This is a genomic window from Pseudomonas parasichuanensis (assembly GCF_021601385.1).
GTDB classification, from domain to species: Bacteria; Pseudomonadota; Gammaproteobacteria; order Pseudomonadales; family Pseudomonadaceae; genus Aquipseudomonas; species Aquipseudomonas parasichuanensis.
The window spans coordinates 54,433-73,090 of record NZ_BQHO01000018.1 but is presented as its reverse complement, the minus strand read 5'-3'; the positions used below and the strand labels follow the sequence as shown (position 1 = coordinate 73,090).

Sequence of the window (18,658 nt, the reverse complement as noted above, 5' to 3'; positions counted from 1 at the left end):
ATAGACAGCCTCGATGTTTGGACTTTTTCTTTTCACGCGCTGCAGCCGTCGGGGTCTGGACCGCGTTTTCACCCGCTTGGTTCCCGCCGTGCTCGGCGTTCTGCTGAGCGGTTGTTCCAGCCTGGGTTACTACGGCCAGTTGGCCGAAGGGCAATGGCAGCTGTTGCGCGCCCGCCAGCCCGTGGCGCAGGTGATCGACGACCCCGCCACCCGCCCGGAGCTGCGCCAGCGCCTGCAGTTCGCCCAGCAGGCCCGGGTGTTTGCCAGTGAGCAGCTGAAACTGCCGGACAACGGCAGTTACCGGGTGTATGCCGAGCTGGGCCGGCCTTATGTGGTGTGGAACGTGTTCGCCACCCCTGAGCTGTCGCTGCAGCCAGTTACCCATTGCTTCCCCATTGCCGGCTGTGTGGCGTATCGCGGCTACTACCAGCAGGGCGCGGCCCGAGGCGCGGCGGCGCTGATGCGCCAGGAGGGCCTGGATGTCTATGTCGGGGGTGTGGAAGCCTATTCGACGCTGGGCTGGTTCGACGACCCGATCCTTTCCAGCATGGCCGGTTGGGGCGACGAGCGCCTGGCCACGGTGATCTTCCATGAGCTGGCGCATCAGCGCTTCTATGTGCAGGACGATACCGAGTTCAACGAGTCGTTCGCCTCCTTCGTCGAGCAGGAAGGCACCCGGCAATGGCGCGCGGCGCGTGGGCTGGCAGCGGTCGAGGAGCGTGGGGCTGGGCAACGCGATGCCTTCATACGTCTGGTACTGGCCAGCCGCGAGCGCTTGCAGGCGATCTATGCCGGGCCGCTGGATGAGGCGGGCAAGCGGGCGGCCAAGCAGGCGGAGTTCGAACGGTTGCGACGCGAGTACCGCGAGGTGCGGGATCGCGAGTGGGCGGGGGACCGGCGTTTCGATGCCTGGATGTACGGGCCGATGAACAATGCGAAGTTGTTGCCGTTTGGGCTGTATGACCAGTGGGTGCCGGCGTTTTCGCAGCTGTTCAAGGAGGTTGGTGGGGATTGGTTGAGGTTCTATGGCCGGGTCGAAGACCTGGGGCGGATGCCGGTCGAGGAGCGTAAGCTGGCGCTTGCAAGGTTGATGGCTAACCCTTGAGATTTTGGGGCTGCGTTGCAGCCCTTCGCGGCACAAGGCCGCTCCTGCAGGACATCGCGACCCCCTGTAGGAGCGGCCTTGTGCCGCGAATGGGCCGCAAAGCGGCCCCAGGACTTCAGCCGAGAAACGCCTGGTGCATCTGAGCCAGTGTCTCGAAATGGAACGCCGGCGCTTCAGCCTCCAGTTCTTCACGGCTCCCAAACCCATACCCCACCGCCACCGCCTGCAAGCCATTGCTGCGCGCGCCGATCAGGTCGTGCTTGCGGTCACCGATCATCAGCGTCTGCGCCGGGTCCAACCCTTCCTCGTCAAGCAGATGACGGATCAACTCGACCTTGTTGGTGCGCGTGCCATCCAGCTCGCTGCCATAGATCACCTTGAAGTGATGATCGAACTCAAAATGCCGGGCGATCTCGCGGGCGAACTCCCACGGTTTGGAGGTGGCGATATACAGCGTGCGGCCTTGATTGTTGAGCGCCTGCAGCAGCGCCGGCACGCCGTCGAACACCCGATTTTCGTACAGCCCGGTCACCTTGAAACGCTCGCGGTAGAAGTTCACCGCGTCCCAGGCCTTGGCTTCGTCGAAGTGGTAGAACTGCATGAACGCCTGCAGCAGGGGCGGGCCGATGAAGTGTTCGAGGCGGGCAAGGTCCGGCTCGTCGATGCCCAGTTTGGCCAGCGCGTACTGGATCGAGCGGGTGATGCCCAGGCGCGGGTCGGTCAGGGTGCCGTCGAGGTCGAAGAGGATGTTTTGTTGATGCATGTAGTGGGTTCCACTCAAATCTTGCGTCGACTTCTTCGCGGGTAAATCGCAGCGGCGAAGCAGTCATTCCGGTTGGTCGTAGCCTTCGGCCAGGTGCTGGTCCTTGAGCTTGACGTAGTTGCTGGCGCTGTAGGCAAAGAAGGCGTGCTCCTGGTCGGTGAGCAGGCGCGCCTGCTTCACCGGGCTGCCCACGTACAGGTAGCCGCTGACCAGGCGCTTGCCCGATGGCACCAGGCTGCCGGCACCGATGATCACCTCGTCCTCGACGATGGCGCCGTCCATCACGGTGCTGCCCATGCCCACCAGGATGCGATTGCCCAGGGTACAGCCATGCAGCATGACTTTGTGACCAATGGTTACTTCGTCGCCGATCACCAGCGGGAAGCCATCCGGGTTGAACGGGCCGGCGTGGGTGATGTGCAACACGCTGCCATCCTGCACGCTGGTGCGCGCGCCGATGCGGATGCGGTGCATGTCGCCGCGCACTACTGTCAGTGGCCAGATCGAGCTGTCTTCGCCGATCTCGACGTCGCCGATGACCACCGCCGAGCGGTCGACGAAGGCCCGTGCTCCCACTTTCGGCGTGTGTTCCTGGAAGGTCCGGAGGGCCATGATAGTGTTCCTCTGCAATGCCGATAGGCAGGCTGCCTGCTGCGGTCGGCGTCGATTGTAATTAAGATGGTCCCGTGTTTCTCCTGCCAAGGTACCCGAACCGTGAGTGCGAACAACCCGCTGCTGCAGTCCCATGATCTGCCGCCCTTCTCGGCCATCCGCGCCGAGCATGTGCTGCCGGCGATCGAGCAGATCCTTGCCGACAACCGCAAGGCCATCGCCGACATCCTCGAGAAGCAGGGCAACAACCCGACCTGGGCCGGCCTGGTGCTGGCCATGGACGAACTGAACGACCGCCTGGGCGCCGCCTGGAGCCCGGTCAGCCACCTGAACGCGGTGTGCAACAGCCAGGAGCTGCGCGAGGCCTATGAGTCCTGCCTGCCGGCCCTGAGCGCCTACTCCACCGAACTGGGCCAGAACCGCGCCCTGTTCGACGCCTATCAAGCCCTGGCCAACAGCCCAGAGGCTGCGAGCTTCGATGTGGCGCAAAAAACCATCATCGACCACGCCCTGCGCGATTTCCGCCTGTCGGGCATCGACCTGCCGGCCGAACAGCAGCAGCGCTACGCCGAAGTGCAGAGCACGCTCAGCGAACTGGGCAGCCGCTTCTCCAACCAGCTGCTCGATGCCACCCAGGCCTGGACCAAGCACGTCACCGACGAAGCCGCGCTGGCCGGCCTGACCGACTCGGCCAAGGCACAGATGGCTGCCGCCGCCCAGGCCAAAGGCCTCGATGGCTGGCTGATCACCCTCGAATTCCCCAGCTACTACGCGGTGATGACCTACGCCAGCGACCGCGCCCTGCGCGAAGAGCTGTACGCCGCCTACTGCACCCGCGCCTCCGACCAGGGCCCGAATGCCGGCCAGTTCGACAACGGCCCGGTGATGGAACAGATCCTCGACCTGCGCCAGGAACTGGCCAAGCTGCTGGGCTACCCGAACTTCGCCGAACTGAGCCTGGCCACCAAGATGGCCGAGTCCAGCGACCAGGTGCTGAGCTTCCTGCGAGACCTGGCCAAGCGTTCCAAGCCGTTCGCCGCCCAGGACCTTGCCCAGCTCAAGGCCTACGCCGCCGAGCAGGGCACCCCGGAACTGGCCAGCTGGGATGCCGGTTACTTCGGCGAGAAGCTGCGTGAGCAGCGCTACAGCGTGTCGCAGGAAGCCCTGCGCGCCTACTTCCCGATCGACAAGGTGCTGACCGGCCTGTTCGCCATCGTCCAGCGCTTGTACGGCATCGAGATCGCCGAGCTCAAGGGCTTCGACGCCTGGCACCCGGACGTGCGCCTGTTCGAGATCAAAGAGAACGGCCAGCACGTCGGCCGCTTCTTCTTCGACCTCTACGCCCGCGCCAACAAGCGCGGCGGTGCCTGGATGGACGGCGCCCGCGACCGTCGCCGCACCGCGGCCGGCAGCCTGCAGAGCCCGGTGGCCAACCTGGTGTGCAACTTCACCCCGGCCGCGCCCGGCAAGCCTGCGCTGCTGACCCACGATGAAGTCACCACGCTGTTCCACGAGTTCGGCCATGGCCTGCACCACCTGCTGACCCGCATCGAGCATGCCGGTGTGTCCGGCATCAACGGCGTGGCCTGGGACGCAGTGGAACTGCCGAGCCAGTTCATGGAGAACTGGTGCTGGGAGCCCGAGGGCCTGGCGCTGATCTCCGGTCACTACGAAACCGGCGAGCCGCTGCCCCAGGACCTGCTGGACAAGATGCTGGCGGCGAAGAACTTCCAGTCCGGCATGATGATGGTGCGCCAGCTGGAATTCTCGCTGTTCGACTTCGAACTGCACGCCACCCACGGTGATGGCCGCAGTGTGCTGCAGGTACTCGAAGGCGTGCGCGACGAAGTCACGGTGATGCGCCCACCGGCGTACAACCGCTTCCCCAACAGCTTCGCGCACATCTTTGCCGGCGGTTACGCGGCGGGCTACTACAGCTACAAATGGGCCGAAGTGCTGTCGGCCGACGCCTTCTCGCGTTTCGAAGAAGAAGGCGTGCTCAATGCCGAGACCGGCCGCGCGTTCCGCGAGGCGATCCTGGCCCGGGGCGGTTCCCGCGAGCCGATGGTGTTGTTCGTCGACTTCCGTGGCCGTGAGCCTTCCATCGATGCACTGCTGCGCCACTGCGGCCTGAGCGAGGACGCAGCGGCATGAGTGAGGTAGCTGTGAGCATAACCAAGCGACGCTTTATTGCCGGGGCCGTGTGCCCGGCGTGCAGCGAGATGGACAAGCTGATGATGTGGAGCGTGGATGGCGTGCCGCACCGCGAGTGTGTGGGCTGCGGGTTCACCGATACCTTGAATGAACAGGGGTTGTCGGTGCCTTCCGAGCTTGGCACCCGGGTCAACCAGCTGGCGCCGAAAGCGGCGCCTGTGAAGGTGCAGGTGCAGACGGTGCAGTTCTTCCCCAATCCGAAGCTCAAGAAGCCTGAGTGAGACTGGGGCCGCCTTGCGGCCCATCGCCGCGGTTCGTCGCCACGACAAGCCGGCTCCCACAGGGTATCGCGCTCTTCTGTGGGAGCCGGCTTGCCGGCGATGGGCTGCGCAGCAGCCCTTTGCAATCCGCCTGACGGCACTGGTACTTAAGGAAAACCCGGATTACTGTATGCGTATACAGTAATCCGGGTTTTTCATCATGAAGCCAAGCCCCCTCCGTGGCCGCGGCACCACCACCAACCCCCACAACCGCTTCGCCCCGAGCATTTCGGTGGCCGAGGACGACGGCTGGTACCAGGAAGTCCCGCTCACCCAAGGCACCGAGGTGCGAATCGAGCTGGCCAAGACCATCATCGCCCGCAACACCTCCCCCGACCTGCCCTTCGACCGCTCCATCAACCCCTACCGCGGCTGCGAACACGGCTGCATCTACTGCTACGCCCGCCCCAGCCACGCCTACTGGGACCTCTCCCCCGGCCTGGACTTCGAAACCAAGCTGATCGCCAAGACCAACGCCGCCGAGGTGCTCGAACAGCAATTGAGCAAGCCGGGCTACGTCTGCGCGCCGATCAACCTGGGTTCCAACACCGACCCCTACCAGCCCATCGAGCGCGAGCAGCAACTCACCCGGCGCCTGCTGGAGGTGCTGCTGCGCTACCGCCACCCGGTGACGATCGTCACCAAGGGCTCGCTGATCCTGCGCGATCTCGACCTGATCAGCGAACTGGCCAGCCAGCGCCTGGCACGGGTGATGATCAGCCTCACCACCCTGGATGATGAGCTCAAGCGCACGCTGGAACCCAGGGCAGCCGCGCCCAAGGCGCGTTTGCGCGCGATTCGGGTCTTGCGCGAGGCCGGCGTGCCAGTGGGGGTACTGTGTTCGCCGATGATCCCGATGATCAACGACAGTGAGCTGGAGCGCCTGCTGGAGGCGGCGAAGCAAGCCGGCGCCCAAAGCGCGGCGTACATGATGCTGCGCCTGCCGCTGGAGGTGGCGCCGCTGTTCGAACAGTGGCTGCGCGATCATTACCCGCAACGCGCCGACCATGTGCTGAGCCTGATCCGCCAGAGTCGGGGTGGCGAGCTGTACGACAGCCGGTTTGGCGCGCGGATGCGCGGTGAAGGCGTGTTCGCCGAGCTGCTGGCTCAACGGTTTCGCAAGGCGGCCAAGCGCCTGGGGTTTGAGGGGCGGGAGGAGCTGGCGCTGGATTGCACGGCGTTCTGCCCGCCGGGCGGGCAGATGGCGTTGTTCTGATGCCTGTGGGAGCGGCTTTAGCCGCGAACACCGGCGTAGCCGGTGCCTACACCGTGCTGCCTGCTTGGCGGCTGAAGCCGCTCCCACAAGGTAGGTGTTTGCCACGAAACAGCTATCCCCAGTGTGGCTAATGCAAGGTACTAAAATCAGTCGTGGCTATTGGCAACTGATGCTTTTTTGCTATTATCCAGAGCCCGCCTAAAACCTCTGGAACGCCCGTTCTAGAGCTGTCCAAATTAAGTTTCAGTTAAGTTTTCTTCGCTAGCGTAGGAATCAGCCCACCGGGACTGTGATTAATTACCTGTGCGCGTCATCTAAATCCCCGCATAGCCACAATCTTTCCCCGGTAACATGGAACTCACCTTCAAACCGTCATAGAGGATGAATCATGCCCATCAAGGACCCATCCAAGGTTGTCCCGGCCGCACCCGCCGAAAGCGCCGATGCCGCCCTGAAGCATATCGTCGACGGCTTCCTGCGGTTCCACACTGAGGTCTTCCCTGAACAGCAAGAGCTGTTCAAGAAGCTGGCTACCGCGCAAAAGCCCCGCGCGATGTTCATCACCTGTGCCGACTCGCGCATCGTCCCCGAGCTGATCACCCAGAGCTCGCCGGGCGACCTGTTCGTGACCCGTAACGTCGGCAACGTGGTACCGCCGTATGGCCAGATGAACGGTGGCGTTTCCAGTGCCATCGAATACGCGGTGCTGGCGCTGGGCGTGCACCACATCATCGTCTGCGGCCACTCCGACTGCGGCGCTATGCGCGCGGTGCTCAACCCGCACTCGCTGGACAAGATGCCGACCGTCGCGGCCTGGCTGCGCCACGCCGAGGTGGCGCGTACCGTGGTCGAAGACAACTGCTCCTGCGGCACCCCGCACGAAAGCATGCAGCTGGTGACCAAGGAAAACGTCATCGCCCAGCTGCACCACCTGCGCACTCACCCGTCGGTGGCCTCGCGCCTGGCCGCGGGCCAGCTGCACATCCATGGCTGGCTGTACGACATCGAGACCAGCCAGATCGAAGCCTACGATGCCGCCAGCGACCGTTTCCTGCCGCTGACCGCAGGCCAGCCGATCCCTAGCGCCACTCCGAGAGGCCGCTACTAAGCGACCCCGTCACGCTGAAAAAACCTTGATAGCCGGCTGCACCCCACGGGTGCGGCGCGGCCTTCGCCTGCCTTGAATTCCCCCGAACGCCTTGCCGGCAAACCTGCTGGCGGCCCGCGCCTGCGCGCAATTCGGGGTTCACAGTGCTCGCGGCCAGAGGAATGGCCGTGAATCGAGAAAGGAGCGTCATGGTGAACAAGACACAGATCAAAGCGGCATTGCCGCGTGAGTTGCTGGCCTCGGTGGTGGTGTTCCTGGTGGCCCTGCCGCTGTGCATGGGCATTGCCATCGCCTCTGGCTTGCCACCGTCCAAGGGCCTGATCACCGGCATCATCGGCGGCATCGTGGTTGGCTTTATCGCCGGTTCACCGCTGCAGGTCAGCGGGCCCGCCGCCGGCCTGGCGGTGCTGGTGTTCGAGCTGGTGCGCCAGCATGGCGTGGCCATGCTGGGGCCGATCCTGCTGCTGGCCGGCCTGCTGCAGCTGCTGGCCGGGCGTTTGCGCCTGGGCTGCTGGTTCCGCGTCACGGCGCCGGCGGTGGTGTACGGCATGCTCGCCGGTATCGGCGTGCTGATCGTGTTGTCCCAGGTGCATGTGATGTTCGACGCGGCGCCCCAGCCGTCGGGTGTGGATAACCTGCTGGGCTTCCCGGCCACGCTGGCCGCGGCGCTGCCGCTGGAAAGCGCAGGCAACGGCTGGCAGGCCGGCGCGCTGGGCCTGGGAACCATCGCCGTCATGTGGGGGTGGGAGCGCTTGCGCCCGCAACGCCTGCGCTTCATCCCCGGCGCATTGCTGGGGGTGGCGGCGATGACCGCCATCAGCCTGTGGCTGGCGCTGCCGGTGAACCGGGTGCAAGTGCCGGCGGACCTGTCCGAAGCCATCGACTGGCTGCGCCCGGACGACCTGCTCAAGCTGGCAGACCCGACCCTGCTGGTGGCGGCCTTCGCCCTGGCCTTCATCGCCAGTGCCGAAACGTTGCTTTCGGCGGCGGCGGTGGACCGCATGCACAGCGGCCAGCGTTCGGACTTCGACCGTGAGCTGTCGGCGCAAGGGGTCGGCAACATGCTCTGCGGGGTGCTCGGTGCGCTGCCGATGACCGGGGTGATCGTGCGCAGCTCGGCCAACGTGCAGGCCGGTGCGCAAACCCGCGCTTCGGCGATTCTTCATGGTGTGTGGTTGTTGGCGTTCGTCGTTGCACTGAGCAGTGTGTTGCAGCAGATCCCGGTGGCCAGCCTGGCGGGCGTGCTGGTGTACACCGGTGTGAAACTGGTGGATTTCAAGGCGTTCAGAGGGTTGAGCCGTTATGGGCGGATGCCGATGTTCACCTATGTCGCGACGGCACTGGCGATCGTCTTCACCGACCTGCTCACGGGTGTGTTGCTGGGCTTCGCGCTGACGTTGCTGAAGCTGGCACTGAAGGCGGCGCGGCTGAAGATCAACCTGGTGGCGCTGGCCAAACCGGGGCACATGGAGCTGCGTCTGAGCGGGGCGGCGACCTTTCTCAAGGTACCGGCGCTGACTCAGGTGCTGGACACCGTGCCGGAAGGGACGACCTTGCATGTGCCGCTGGGTAACCTGAGCTACATCGACCATTCCTGCCTGGAACTGCTGGAGGATTGGGGGCGCAGCAGTGCGGCCAAGGGGACGCGGTTGGTGCTGGAGCGGCGGCGGTTGAAGCGGCGGGTCGAGGGGCGGTTGCGCACTACGGCCGGAGTTGGGGCGTAGTTCCTTTGGGGCTGCTTTGCAGCCCTTTCGCGGCACAAGGCCGCTCCTACAGGTGACCGCGACCTCCTGTAGGAGCGGCCTTGTGCCGCGAAAGGGCCGCAGCGCGGCCCCGCCGATCTTGAACAGAACTCAGGCCGACTGGCCCAGCTCGACGCCCAGCTGGCGCGACAGGCACGGCCAGCGCTTCCACGCCTCCCCGGTCTCAGGGCTCGACAGCTTGTCGCGATAGCGCTCCACCGACTCCACGGCAAAGCTCTCTTCGTTGAGCATTTCATCCACCGAGTGGTGCACCACCTCATCCAGCTGGTTGGCAAAGGTTTCGCCAATCAGTTGATGGGCGATCACGTTGGCCACCGTGGTATCCACCGGAATCAGCGGCTGCTGGAAATGGCGGATATACAGGTCGTTGACCTCCTCCACCAGGCGATGCGCCAGGTAGGCCTCGTCCAGCAGGCAGTCGAGACCGACATGCCCGGCCATCACGCTGGGTGGCTGCAGGAAGTAGGCCTCGGCGATTTTCAGCACCGGTTTGATCTGCGACTCGATGCCAGCCTCGCGGGCCACGCTGTGGGCGGCCTCGAGCAATTCCGGCACTTCGTTGATATAGGCGCCGACGAAGCGCGCCAAAGTACCCTGTGCGTCCTGCTGGGGTAGTTGGATCGAGGGATGCAGGTGCGGCAGTTGCAGTTCGAGGCGGGTTTTCAGTTGGCCTGTGCGGCTCTCGTGTTGATGGGCATTTTCGATCTGCTCGCGTACAGCAGCGATGTTCATGACAACTCCAGGGACAAGGCGTTACAAACGGAAGACACTAAGTTAGCTCGCTTGAGAGATTGGCTAAGACGCATTTGTTATATCACTGAGACACGTGTAGGAAATTGGCTATATCAATATGCCATCATTGTGCCCCAGCCCAGCATTCATGGGGCTTTCAGCGCAAACGTTTGGTTGTATGAAGTTCATTTCACACCCTTCATTGCGCGCCATTGGTCGCTGTCTATACTCCCGATGAAACGTGATTCGTTGATGAGGCCCGACTGCCTTTAGCAGGGGGCTCGGTCGTCGAAGTCAGCAGTCTTGACCGCCGTACCCTTCTTTGTCGTAGCAGGTCGTCCACGCCTCCGGGACTACAAGAACGATAAGGGGAACCCGCAATGATGCGACATCCACATGTCTGGATGGGCCTCCTGCTGTGGTCGGTGTTTGGTCAGGCACAGGCTGCATGGACCGTGAACATGGCGCCTGGGGCGACGGAGGTCTCCCACGCCGTCTTCGACCTGCACATGACCATCTTCTGGATCTGCGTGATCATCGGCATCGTGGTGTTCGGCGCGATGTTCTGGTCGATGGTCATCCACCGCCGCTCCACCGGCCAACAGCCCGCGCATTTCCACGAGCACACCTGGGTGGAGATTCTCTGGACGGTCGTCCCCTTCCTGATCCTGGTGGCCATGGCCATCCCGGCCACCAAGACCCTGATCGACATCTACGACGCCACCGACTCGGACATCGATATCCAGGTCACCGGTTACCAGTGGAAGTGGCACTACAAATACCTGGGCCAGGACGTCGAGTTCTTCAGCAACCTGGCCACCCCCGCCGACCAGATCCACAACAAGGCGCCCAAGGACGAGCACTACCTGCTCGAAGTCGACCAGCCGCTGGTGCTGCCGGTGGGGGCCAAGGTGCGTTTCCTGGTGACTGCCGCCGACGTGATCCACTCCTGGTGGGTGCCGGCCTTCGCGGTCAAGCGCGACGCCATACCCGGTTTCGTCAACGAGGCCTGGACCCGCATCGAGAAACCCGGCATTTACCGCGGCCAGTGCACCGAGCTGTGCGGCAAGGACCACGGCTTCATGCCGGTGGTGGTCGAGGTGAAGTCCAAGGCCGACTACGACACCTGGCTCGGCGAGCGCAAGGCCGAGGCGGCCAAGCTCAAGGAGCTGACCAGCAAGGAATGGACCCTCGAAGAGCTGGTGGCGCGTGGCGACAAGGTCTACCACACCACCTGCGTGGCCTGTCACCAGGCCGAGGGCCAGGGCCTGCCGCCGATGTTCCCGGCGCTCAAGGGCTCGAAGATCGCCACCGGGCCCAAGGAAGGCCACCTGAGCATCGTCTTCCACGGCAAGCCCGGCACCGCCATGGCGGCGTTCGGCAAGCAGCTCTCGGAAGTCGATATCGCCGCCGTGGTCACCTACGAGCGCAACGCCTGGGGCAACAACAAGGGCGACATGGTCACGCCGAAGGACGTGCTGGCGCTCAAGCAGGCCGAAGCGCAATGAACCGGGTAACTCGCGGTAGCCAGTGGATTGCAGGAGACAGGACATGAGTGCAGTGATCGACGACCACGCCCACGGCCATGACCACGCCCACGGCCCGGCCAAGGGCCTGATGCGCTGGGTACTGACCACCAACCACAAGGACATCGGCACGATGTACCTGTGGTTCGCCTTCACCATGTTCCTGCTCGGCGGCTCGTTCGCCATGGTGATCCGCGCCGAGCTGTTCCAGCCGGGCTTGCAGATCGTGGAACCGGCGTTCTTCAACCAGATGACCACCATGCACGGGTTGATCATGGTGTTCGGTGCGGTGATGCCGGCCTTCGTCGGCCTGGCCAACTGGATGATCCCGCTGATGATCGGCGCGCCGGACATGGCCCTGCCGAGGATGAACAACTTCAGCTTCTGGCTGCTGCCGGCGGCCTTCCTGCTGCTGGTCTCGACCCTGTTCAGCCCCGGCGGCGGGCCGAACTTCGGCTGGACCTTCTACGCCCCGCTGTCGACCACCTACGCCCCGGCCAGCGTGACCTTCTTCATCTTCGCCATCCACCTGATGGGCATCAGCTCGATCATGGGCGCGATCAACGTGATCGCCACCATCCTCAACCTGCGCGCCCCGGGCATGACCTTGATGAAGATGCCGCTGTTCGTCTGGACCTGGTTGATCACCGCGTTCCTGCTGATCGCGGTGATGCCGGTGCTGGCCGGTGTGGTAACCATGATGCTGATGGACATCCACTTCGGCACCAGCTTCTTCAGCGCCGCCGGCGGTGGCGACCCGGTGTTGTTCCAGCACGTGTTCTGGTTCTTCGGCCACCCCGAGGTGTACATCATGATCCTGCCGGCGTTCGGCGCGGTCAGCTCGATCATCCCGGCGTTCTCGCGCAAGCCGTTGTTCGGCTACACCTCGATGGTCTACGCCACCGGGGCGATCGCCTTCCTGTCGTTCATCGTCTGGGCCCACCACATGTTCGTGGTCGGCATCCCGGTGGTGGGCGAGCTGTTCTTCATGTACGCGACCATGCTGATCGCCGTGCCCACCGGGGTGAAGGTGTTCAACTGGGTCAGCACCATGTGGGAAGGTTCGCTGACCTTCGAGACGCCGATGCTGTTCGCCATCGCCTTTGTCATCCTGTTCACCATCGGTGGCTTCTCCGGGCTGATGCTGGCCATCGCGCCGGCGGACTTCCAGTACCACGACACCTACTTCGTGGTGGCGCATTTCCATTACGTGCTAGTGCCCGGGGCGATCTTCGGCATCTTCGCCTCGGCCTACTACTGGCTGCCGAAGTGGACCGGGCACATGTATGACGAGACCTTGGGCAAGTTGCACTTCTGGCTGTCGTTCATCGGCATGAACATGGCCTTCTTCCCCATGCACTTCGTCGGCCTGGCCGGCATGCCCCGGCGGATCCCCGACTACAACCTGCAGTTCGCCGACTTCAACATGGTCTCGTCGATCGGCGCGTTCATGTTCGGCGCCACGCAGATCTTCTTCCTGTTCATCGTCATCAAGTGCATCCGTGGCGGCGCCCCGGCGCCGGCCAAGCCATGGGACGGTGCCGAGGGGCTGGAGTGGTCGATACCGTCGCCGGCGCCCTACCACACCTTCCAGACCCCGCCGGAAGTGAAGTAGGAGCGCGCCCATGGACGGCCTGTCGCTGCGCCGCCTGGTCACCCGCCTGGTCATGCTGACCGTGGTGATGTTCGCCTTTGGCTTTGCCCTGGTGCCGATCTACGACGTGATGTGCAAGGCCTTCGGCATCAACGGCAAGACCGGCGGGCAGTACGAAGGTAGCCAGGTCAGCGACCCGACCCGCTCGGTGCGGGTGCAGTTCATGTCGACCAATGCCGGCGACATGAGCTGGGAGTTCCACTCCAGCGCCGACCAGATCGAGGTCAACCCCGGGGCGGTGAACCAGATGATCTTCATCGCCCGCAACCCGACCAAGCACCCCATGAGCGCCCAGGCCATCCCCAGCATCACCCCGGCCGAGGCGGCGGCGTACTTCCACAAGACCGAGTGCTTCTGCTTTACCCAGCAGGTGCTGCAGCCCGGCGAGCGCATCGAGATGCCGGTGCGCTTCATCGTCGACCGCGACCTGCCGGACTCGGTGAAACACCTGACCCTGGCCTACACACTGTTCGACATCACCGCTCGCCACCCCCCGGTCGCCCAAGCCGCGACCGAGGGCGCCCGTTGAGGGAAGGAGATACGTCATGGCAAGCCACGAGCACTACTACGTACCGGCGCAGAGCAAGTGGCCGATCATCGCAACGATCGGCATGTTCATCACGGTGTTCGGCCTGGGCACCTGGTTCAACGACCTGAAGGCCGGCCACCCGGAATCCCACGGGCCGCTGATCTTCTTCGTCGGCGCGTTGTTCCTGGCGTACATGCTGTTCGGCTGGTTCGGCGCGGTGGTCAAGGAGAGCCATGCCGGGTTGTACAGTGCGCAGATGGACCGCTCGTTCCGCTGGGGCATGAGCTGGTTCATCTTTTCCGAGGTGATGTTCTTCATGGCCTTCTTCGGCGCGCTGTTCTACGTGCGCGTGCTGGCCGGGCCGTGGCTGGGCGGCGAAGGGGCCAAGGGCGTGGCGCACATGCTCTGGCCCAGTTTCGAGTTCGCCTGGCCGCTGCTGCACACGCCAGACCCGAAGCTGTTCCCGCCGCCTAAAGAGGTCATCGACCCGTGGCACCTGCCGCTGATCAACACCATTTTGCTGGTGAGCTCCAGCGTGACCGTGACCATTGCCCACCACGCCCTGCGCAAGGGGCATCGCGGCACGCTCAAGCTGTGGCTGGGGCTGACCATTTTGCTGGGGCTGTCGTTCCTGGCGTTGCAGGCCTACGAGTACCACGAGGCTTATAACAAGCTGGGGCTGACACTGGGCTCGGGCATCTATGGCGCGACCTTCTTCATGCTCACCGGGTTCCATGGCGCGCACGTGACCTTGGGGACGCTGATTCTGATTGTGATGTTCTGCCGGGTGCTGCGCGGGCATTTCGACCCGGACAAGCACTTCGGCTTCGAGGCGGCCAGCTGGTACTGGCACTTCGTCGATGTGGTCTGGGTGGGGTTGTTCATCTTTGTGTATGTGCTCTGAAGCCTGGTAAAGCACCCTGTGGGAGCGGGCTTGCCCGCGAATGCGATGTTGGATGTGCCTACGCATTCGCGGGCGAGCCCGCTCCCACAGGGGTGGATGAGCACTTCAGAACGGCGCGTGGGAAACCAACTGCCCACTGATAAAACCCCAGGCCACCAGCCCGACAGTCAGGGCCGCCAGGGTGACACGCACGGTGAGGGCTTTTAGCAGCCGGGTCGACTGGTCGTCGTCCTTGACCAGAAAGAACAGGCCACTGAACAGGCTGGCGACGGTGGCCAGCAGCATCAGGACAATCGCGGCCTTGAGCATGGCGAAACTCCGGGGGGATGCAGTGATGAGTGCAAGTATAGCGTTCGACCTTGCGGGGCCACGGTGAAGCCGTTTCGCCCCGGCTGGATCCCGACCCTGGTGGTGCTTGCGCTGCTGCCGGGGCTGATCGCGCTTGGGTTCTGGCAGCTGGGCCGGGCCGACGACAAACGTGCCCTGATGGACAGCTACGCCGAACGCCAGGTGGAGGCACCGCTGGCCGCCGCCCAGCTGGCCCAGTTGCCGGACCCTGCCTTCTATCGCGTGCACCTTTATGGCCGTTTCGACGCCCGGCACAGCCTGCTGCTGGACAACCAGATGCGCGATGGCCAGGCCGGCGTCGAACTGCTGCAACCCTTCCACGACCAGGCCAGCGGCCAGTGGCTGCTGGTCAATCGCGGCTGGTTGCCCTGGCCCGATCGCCGGGTGCCGGTTCGCTTCGATACGCCCGACCAGCCCCTGGCGCTGGATGCCTCGGTCTACGTGGCGCCCGGCAAGACCTTCCAGCTGCACCCCGACCCCGCCGGCGGCCAGTGGCCGCATCTGCTGACCGCCGTCGACCCGGCCGGGCTCTGGCAGCTGCTGGGGCGTGAAGGTTTCGCCCACGAGCTGCGCCTGGCGCCTGGTCCGGCCAGTTACCGACTGGGCTGGCCGGTGGTCGCCATGGGCCCGGAAAAGCACCTGGGCTATGCCGTGCAGTGGTTTGCCCTGGCCACCACGCTGGTGCTGCTCTACCTGTATTTCGGCTGGCACAACCACAACAAGGAGAACCGCCATGGCCGCCACCACGAGTCCACTGAACGTGCCTGAAGGCCGCAAGGCCCGCGGGCGCTTGCAACTGTTGCTGATCCTGCTCGTCGTACTGGGGCCGATCATCCTTGCCACCAGCATGTACAAGCTGCAGTTCTGGGTGCCGGAGGGGCGCAGCTTTCATGGGGTGATGATCGGCAATGGCCAGAGCCGCGCCGACATTGGGATCGATGCCCAGGACAAGCGCTGGCAGCTGCTGGTCAGCGCCCCGCAAGCCTGCGCCGAGGACTGCCGGCAGTTGGTGTACCTGGCCCGGCAGATCCAGGTGGGCCTGGGCCGCGATGCCAGCCGCGCCAGCCATGCCCTGGCTGCCGCGCAGCCGCTTGATGCGGACTACCAGGCCGTGCTCGGTCGCGAATATCCACAGCTGCAACGCTACCCGCTGGATGCCCAGCGCTACCAGCAGCAGGTCGGCGAACCCGGCCCGCAGCTGTGGATCGTCGACCCCCACGGCAACCTGGTGTTGCGCTACGACGCCAAGGTCAACGGCAAGCATGTGCTGGACGACCTGCGCCACCTGCTCAAGCTGTCCAATATTGGCTAGGAGCCTGCCATGGCCAGACCAGGATTTCGCCTTGCCGTGTTCGCCACCCTGCTGGCGTTGCTGGTGGTGCTGCTCGGCGCCTATACCCGCCTGACCCACGCCGGCCTTGGTTGCCCCGATTGGCCGGGTTGCTACGGCTTTATCGGCGTGCCCAAGAGCGAGGCACAGCTGGCCCATGCCGAGCTGCATTTCCCCGAACATCCGGTGGAAGAGGCCAAGGGCTGGGCTGAAATGACCCACCGTTACTTCGCCGGCAGCCTGGCGCTGGTGATCGCCCTGCTCGCCTTCCAGGCCGTGCGCCGGCATGCCCGGGATGGCCAGCCCTATCGCTTGCCGGTCTTGCTGCTGGGCGTCGTACTGGCTCAGGCGGCCTTCGGCATGTGGACGGTGACGCTCAAGCTGTGGCCGCAGGTGGTCACCGCGCACCTGCTCGGCGGGTTCACCACCCTGAGCCTGCTTTTCCTGTTATCCCTGCGTCTATCCCGGGCCTTTGCGCCACTCCCTAAATTGCCTTTGAGCCTGCGCCGGATAGCCGCCCTGGCCTTGCTGGTGGTGATTGGCCAGATCGCCCTGGGGGGCTGGGTGAGTGCCAACTATGCGGCGGTGGCCTGTATCGACTTGCCCACCTGCCACGGCCAGTGGTGGCCGGCGGCGGACTTCAGCAACGGCTTCCACCTTACCCAGCATGTCGGCCCCAACTACCTGGGCGGGCAGCTGGACAGCGATGCGCGCACGGCGATCCATATCAGCCATCGCCTGGGCGCGTTGCTGGTGACGGCGGTGCTGCTGTTACTCAGCTGGAAGCTCCATCGCCATGGCCTCACGGGTTTGGCGCGCCTGGTGCTGCTGGCCTTGGGGCTGCAATTGAGCCTGGGCATCAGCAACGTGCTGCTGCACCTGCCACTGGGTGTGGCGGTGGCGCATAACGCCGGCGGTGCCCTGCTGCTGCTCTGCATGGTGCTGGTGAACTACCGCATCCGCGTGGCCGACAAGGTGCGCGTCGGCCAAGGTTGGCGCCTGACCCCGGTCACCGGCGTGGGCCTCACCCATCACATGAGGAACGATTCGTGGCGACGCTTCTGAGCGCTGAGCGACAGCGCGCTGGCTGGCGCGATTACTTCGAGCTGACCAAGCCCAAGGTGGTGGTGCTGATGCTGATCACCTCGCTGGTGGGCATGTTCCTCGCCACCCGTGCCGGGGTGCCTTTGCCCGTGCTGCTGTTCGGCAACCTGGGCATCGCCTTGTGCGCGGGCGGCGCGGCGGTGGTCAACCATGTGGTGGACCGGCGCATCGATGCGCTGATGGCCCGCACCCACAAGCGCCCGCTGGCCCAGGGCCGGGTGGCGCCGCTGCCGGCGCTGTGCTTCGCCGCGCTGCTGGCGATGTCGGGGATGGGCTTGTTGCTGGCCTTCACCAATGCGCTGACCGCCTGGCTGACCCTGGCCTCACTGTTGGGCTATGCGGTGCTCTACACCGGCTTTCTCAAGCGTGCCACGCCGCAGAACATCGTGATCGGCGGCCTGGCCGGCGCAGCCCCGCCGCTGTTGGGCTGGGTGGCGGTCAGCGGGCATGTGAGTGCCGAGCCTTTGCTGCTGGTGCTGATCATCTTCGCCTGGACCCCACCGCACTTCTGGGCCTTGGCCATTCACCGCAGGGCCGAGTACGAAAAAGCGGATATTCCGATGCTGCCGGTGACCCATGGCGAGCGTTACACGGCCCTGCATATCCTGCTGTACACCTTGATTTTACTGGCGGTGAGCCTGCTGCCCTACGCCATCCACATGAGCGGGCCGCTGTACCTGGCCTGTGCCCTGGGGCTGGGCCTGCGCTTCCTGCACTGGGCCTGGGTGTTGTACCGTGGCAGCCGGCCGCACGCGGCGATCAATACGTTCAAGTACTCTATCGGCTACCTGTTCGCCCTGTTCATCGCCCTGCTCGTTGATCACTACTTGTTGCTGAACCTATGACCCGAACCCAGAAAACCGTATTCATCCTCGTTGCCCTGGTCGCGCTGATCATGGGCCTGACCGTCAACAAGGTGCTCAGTGACCGGGGGCAGTTGAACCCCGCCGAACTGATCGACGCCGGCATCATCCTGCTGCCGCAAAGCCGCACCGTGCCGGACGTGACGATGACCGACCAGAATGGCCAGCCCGTTGCGCTGGACCAGCTCAAGGGCAAGTGGTCGCTGCTGTTCTTCGGCTACACCTACTGCCCGGACATCTGCCCGACCACCCTCGCCCAGTTGCGCCAGGTGAAGAGCGAACTGCCGAAAGAGGCGCTGGACCGTTTGCAGGTGTTGCTGGTGAGCGTCGACCCGAACCGCGACACGCCGAACCAGCTCAAGCAGTACCTGGGCTATTTCGACAAGGATTTCGTCGGGGTGGTGGGGACTATCGAGGGTACCCAGAAGTTGGCCAATGGCCTGAGCATTCCGTTCATTCCGGCCGATACCAGCAAGCCGGGGTACACCGTGGATCACAGCGGCAACCTGGCGGTCGTGGGGCCGGATGGGCGTCAGCGCGGGTTCATTCGTGCGCCGTTCAACAACCAGAAGCTGGTGGCGCAGTTGCCGGGGCTTGTGAAACGCGATTGAAATCGTTGGGCCTGCT

General features: G+C 64.4%; 19 protein-coding genes. 15 read left to right on the top strand and 4 right to left on the bottom strand.

Translation table 11 applies throughout. The features are described 5' to 3' along the window. Positions 1–13: 13 nt before the first annotated feature. Positions 14–1,105: an aminopeptidase gene (locus L6D77_RS15650; protein ID WP_232884360.1), complete on the top strand. Its 1,092-nt coding sequence runs from the start codon at positions 14–16 to the stop codon at positions 1,103–1,105. A gap of 115 nt (positions 1,106–1,220) precedes the next feature. On the opposite strand, the gene L6D77_RS15645 is transcribed toward L6D77_RS15650, so the two are convergent. Together L6D77_RS15645 and L6D77_RS15640 are read right to left on the bottom strand one after the other, a co-directional pair. Then, a complete protein-coding gene (locus tag L6D77_RS15645; protein WP_232884361.1) occupies positions 1,221–1,868 on the bottom strand; it encodes an HAD family hydrolase in 648 nt (215 codons plus the stop codon). Between the two features lie 63 nt (positions 1,869–1,931). Next, complete coding sequence (locus L6D77_RS15640) at positions 1,932–2,480, bottom strand: gamma carbonic anhydrase family protein (protein WP_232884362.1); 549 nt, start codon at positions 2,478–2,480, stop codon at positions 1,932–1,934. Between the two features lie 102 nt (positions 2,481–2,582). Here L6D77_RS15640 and prlC point away from each other — a divergent pair, with 102 nt between their 5' ends. From prlC to L6D77_RS15615, 5 genes are all read left to right on the top strand, one after another. Beyond that, on the top strand, positions 2,583–4,634 hold the full coding sequence (gene prlC, locus L6D77_RS15635) for an oligopeptidase A (RefSeq protein ID WP_236170090.1): 2,052 nt from the start codon (positions 2,583–2,585) through the stop codon (positions 4,632–4,634). Next, complete coding sequence (locus tag L6D77_RS15630) at positions 4,631–4,915, top strand: YheV family putative zinc ribbon protein (RefSeq protein WP_217867787.1); 285 nt, start codon at positions 4,631–4,633, stop codon at positions 4,913–4,915. Before prlC ends, L6D77_RS15630 begins: the two co-directional genes overlap by 4 nt. Positions 4,916–5,114: 199 nt before the next feature. Further along, positions 5,115–6,170, top strand: coding sequence for a PA0069 family radical SAM protein (locus tag L6D77_RS15625; RefSeq protein ID WP_269807615.1), 1,056 nt, complete (start codon positions 5,115–5,117; stop codon positions 6,168–6,170). 388 nt (positions 6,171–6,558) lie between these two features. After that, the gene (locus tag L6D77_RS15620) at positions 6,559–7,278 is read left to right on the top strand and encodes a carbonic anhydrase (RefSeq protein ID WP_232884364.1); all 720 of its coding nucleotides are present in this window, start codon (positions 6,559–6,561) and stop codon (positions 7,276–7,278) included. A 188-nt stretch (positions 7,279–7,466) separates the two neighbouring features. After that, a complete protein-coding gene (locus tag L6D77_RS15615; RefSeq protein ID WP_232884365.1) occupies positions 7,467–9,002 on the top strand; it encodes a SulP family inorganic anion transporter in 1,536 nt (511 codons plus the stop codon). Positions 9,003–9,131: 129 nt separating this feature from the next. On the opposite strand, the gene L6D77_RS15610 is transcribed toward L6D77_RS15615, so the two are convergent. Then, complete coding sequence (locus L6D77_RS15610; protein ID WP_232884366.1) at positions 9,132–9,773, bottom strand: hypothetical protein; 642 nt, start codon at positions 9,771–9,773, stop codon at positions 9,132–9,134. A 380-nt stretch (positions 9,774–10,153) separates the two neighbouring features. Between L6D77_RS15610 and coxB the strand changes: the two genes are divergently transcribed. From coxB to L6D77_RS15590, 4 genes are read left to right on the top strand one after another with little or no spacing between them, the layout of a single operon-like run. After that, positions 10,154–11,281 carry a cytochrome c oxidase subunit II gene (gene coxB, locus L6D77_RS15605; RefSeq protein WP_125857012.1) on the top strand — a complete coding sequence of 376 codons (1,128 nt, stop codon included), beginning with the start codon at positions 10,154–10,156 and terminating at the stop codon, positions 11,279–11,281. Between the two features lie 43 nt (positions 11,282–11,324). Then, complete coding sequence (ctaD, locus tag L6D77_RS15600) at positions 11,325–12,914, top strand: cytochrome c oxidase subunit I (RefSeq protein ID WP_110995001.1); 1,590 nt, start codon at positions 11,325–11,327, stop codon at positions 12,912–12,914. A gap of 10 nt (positions 12,915–12,924) precedes the next feature. Beyond that, positions 12,925–13,482 (top strand): cytochrome c oxidase assembly protein, encoded by a 558-nt coding sequence (locus L6D77_RS15595; protein WP_110995002.1) that lies wholly within the window; start codon positions 12,925–12,927, stop codon positions 13,480–13,482. A 16-nt stretch (positions 13,483–13,498) separates the two neighbouring features. After that, positions 13,499–14,386: a cytochrome c oxidase subunit 3 gene (locus tag L6D77_RS15590; RefSeq protein WP_232884367.1), complete on the top strand. Its 888-nt coding sequence runs from the start codon at positions 13,499–13,501 to the stop codon at positions 14,384–14,386. Between the two features lie 105 nt (positions 14,387–14,491). On the opposite strand, the gene L6D77_RS15585 is transcribed toward L6D77_RS15590, so the two are convergent. Continuing rightward, on the bottom strand, positions 14,492–14,695 hold the full coding sequence (locus tag L6D77_RS15585; protein ID WP_232884368.1) for a twin transmembrane helix small protein: 204 nt from the start codon (positions 14,693–14,695) through the stop codon (positions 14,492–14,494). Between the two features lie 63 nt (positions 14,696–14,758). Here L6D77_RS15585 and L6D77_RS15580 point away from each other — a divergent pair, with 63 nt between their 5' ends. The 5 genes from L6D77_RS15580 to L6D77_RS15560 are packed head-to-tail and all read left to right on the top strand — an operon-like array spanning position 14,759 to position 18,642. Continuing rightward, complete coding sequence (locus L6D77_RS15580; RefSeq protein WP_232884369.1) at positions 14,759–15,502, top strand: SURF1 family protein; 744 nt, start codon at positions 14,759–14,761, stop codon at positions 15,500–15,502. Continuing rightward, positions 15,468–16,046, top strand: a complete 579-nt coding sequence (locus L6D77_RS15575) for a hypothetical protein (protein ID WP_232884370.1) — start codon at positions 15,468–15,470, stop codon at positions 16,044–16,046. The genes L6D77_RS15580 and L6D77_RS15575 overlap by 35 nt, the downstream gene beginning before the upstream one ends. Before the next feature lie 9 nt (positions 16,047–16,055). Further along, a complete protein-coding gene (locus tag L6D77_RS15570) occupies positions 16,056–17,129 on the top strand; it encodes a COX15/CtaA family protein (RefSeq protein WP_232884371.1) in 1,074 nt (357 codons plus the stop codon). Then, complete coding sequence (gene cyoE / locus L6D77_RS15565; RefSeq protein WP_232884372.1) at positions 17,114–18,013, top strand: heme o synthase; 900 nt, start codon at positions 17,114–17,116, stop codon at positions 18,011–18,013. The genes L6D77_RS15570 and cyoE overlap by 16 nt, the downstream gene beginning before the upstream one ends. Then, positions 18,010–18,642, top strand: coding sequence for an SCO family protein (locus L6D77_RS15560; RefSeq protein WP_232884373.1), 633 nt, complete (start codon positions 18,010–18,012; stop codon positions 18,640–18,642). Before cyoE ends, L6D77_RS15560 begins: the two co-directional genes overlap by 4 nt. The last annotated feature ends 16 nt before the right edge of the window (positions 18,643–18,658 follow it).

Bases quoted from the DNA above. Each gene is read 5' to 3' on its own strand.
- L6D77_RS15610 (WP_232884366.1), bottom strand. From the start codon at position 9,773: ATGAACATCGCTGCTGTACGCGAGCAGATCGAAAATGCCCATCAACAC.
- L6D77_RS15645 (WP_232884361.1), bottom strand. From the start codon at position 1,868: ATGCATCAACAAAACATCCTCTTCGACCTCGACGGCACCCTGACCGAC.
- L6D77_RS15650 (WP_232884360.1), top strand. From the start codon at position 14: ATGTTTGGACTTTTTCTTTTCACGCGCTGCAGCCGTCGGGGTCTGGAC.
- L6D77_RS15570 (WP_232884371.1), top strand. From the start codon at position 16,056: ATGGCCAGACCAGGATTTCGCCTTGCCGTGTTCGCCACCCTGCTGGCG.
- ctaD (WP_110995001.1), top strand. From the start codon at position 11,325: ATGAGTGCAGTGATCGACGACCACGCCCACGGCCATGACCACGCCCAC.
- L6D77_RS15575 (WP_232884370.1), top strand. From the start codon at position 15,468: ATGGCCGCCACCACGAGTCCACTGAACGTGCCTGAAGGCCGCAAGGCC.
- L6D77_RS15595 (WP_110995002.1), top strand. From the start codon at position 12,925: ATGGACGGCCTGTCGCTGCGCCGCCTGGTCACCCGCCTGGTCATGCTG.
- L6D77_RS15590 (WP_232884367.1), top strand. From the start codon at position 13,499: ATGGCAAGCCACGAGCACTACTACGTACCGGCGCAGAGCAAGTGGCCG.
- L6D77_RS15620 (WP_232884364.1), top strand. From the start codon at position 6,559: ATGCCCATCAAGGACCCATCCAAGGTTGTCCCGGCCGCACCCGCCGAA.
- L6D77_RS15585 (WP_232884368.1), bottom strand. From the start codon at position 14,695: ATGCTCAAGGCCGCGATTGTCCTGATGCTGCTGGCCACCGTCGCCAGC.
- L6D77_RS15630 (WP_217867787.1), top strand. From the start codon at position 4,631: ATGAGTGAGGTAGCTGTGAGCATAACCAAGCGACGCTTTATTGCCGGG.
- L6D77_RS15640 (WP_232884362.1), bottom strand. From the start codon at position 2,480: ATGGCCCTCCGGACCTTCCAGGAACACACGCCGAAAGTGGGAGCACGG.
- L6D77_RS15625 (WP_269807615.1), top strand. From the start codon at position 5,115: ATGAAGCCAAGCCCCCTCCGTGGCCGCGGCACCACCACCAACCCCCAC.
- L6D77_RS15560 (WP_232884373.1), top strand. From the start codon at position 18,010: ATGACCCGAACCCAGAAAACCGTATTCATCCTCGTTGCCCTGGTCGCG.
- L6D77_RS15615 (WP_232884365.1), top strand. From the start codon at position 7,467: ATGGTGAACAAGACACAGATCAAAGCGGCATTGCCGCGTGAGTTGCTG.
- coxB (WP_125857012.1), top strand. From the start codon at position 10,154: ATGATGCGACATCCACATGTCTGGATGGGCCTCCTGCTGTGGTCGGTG.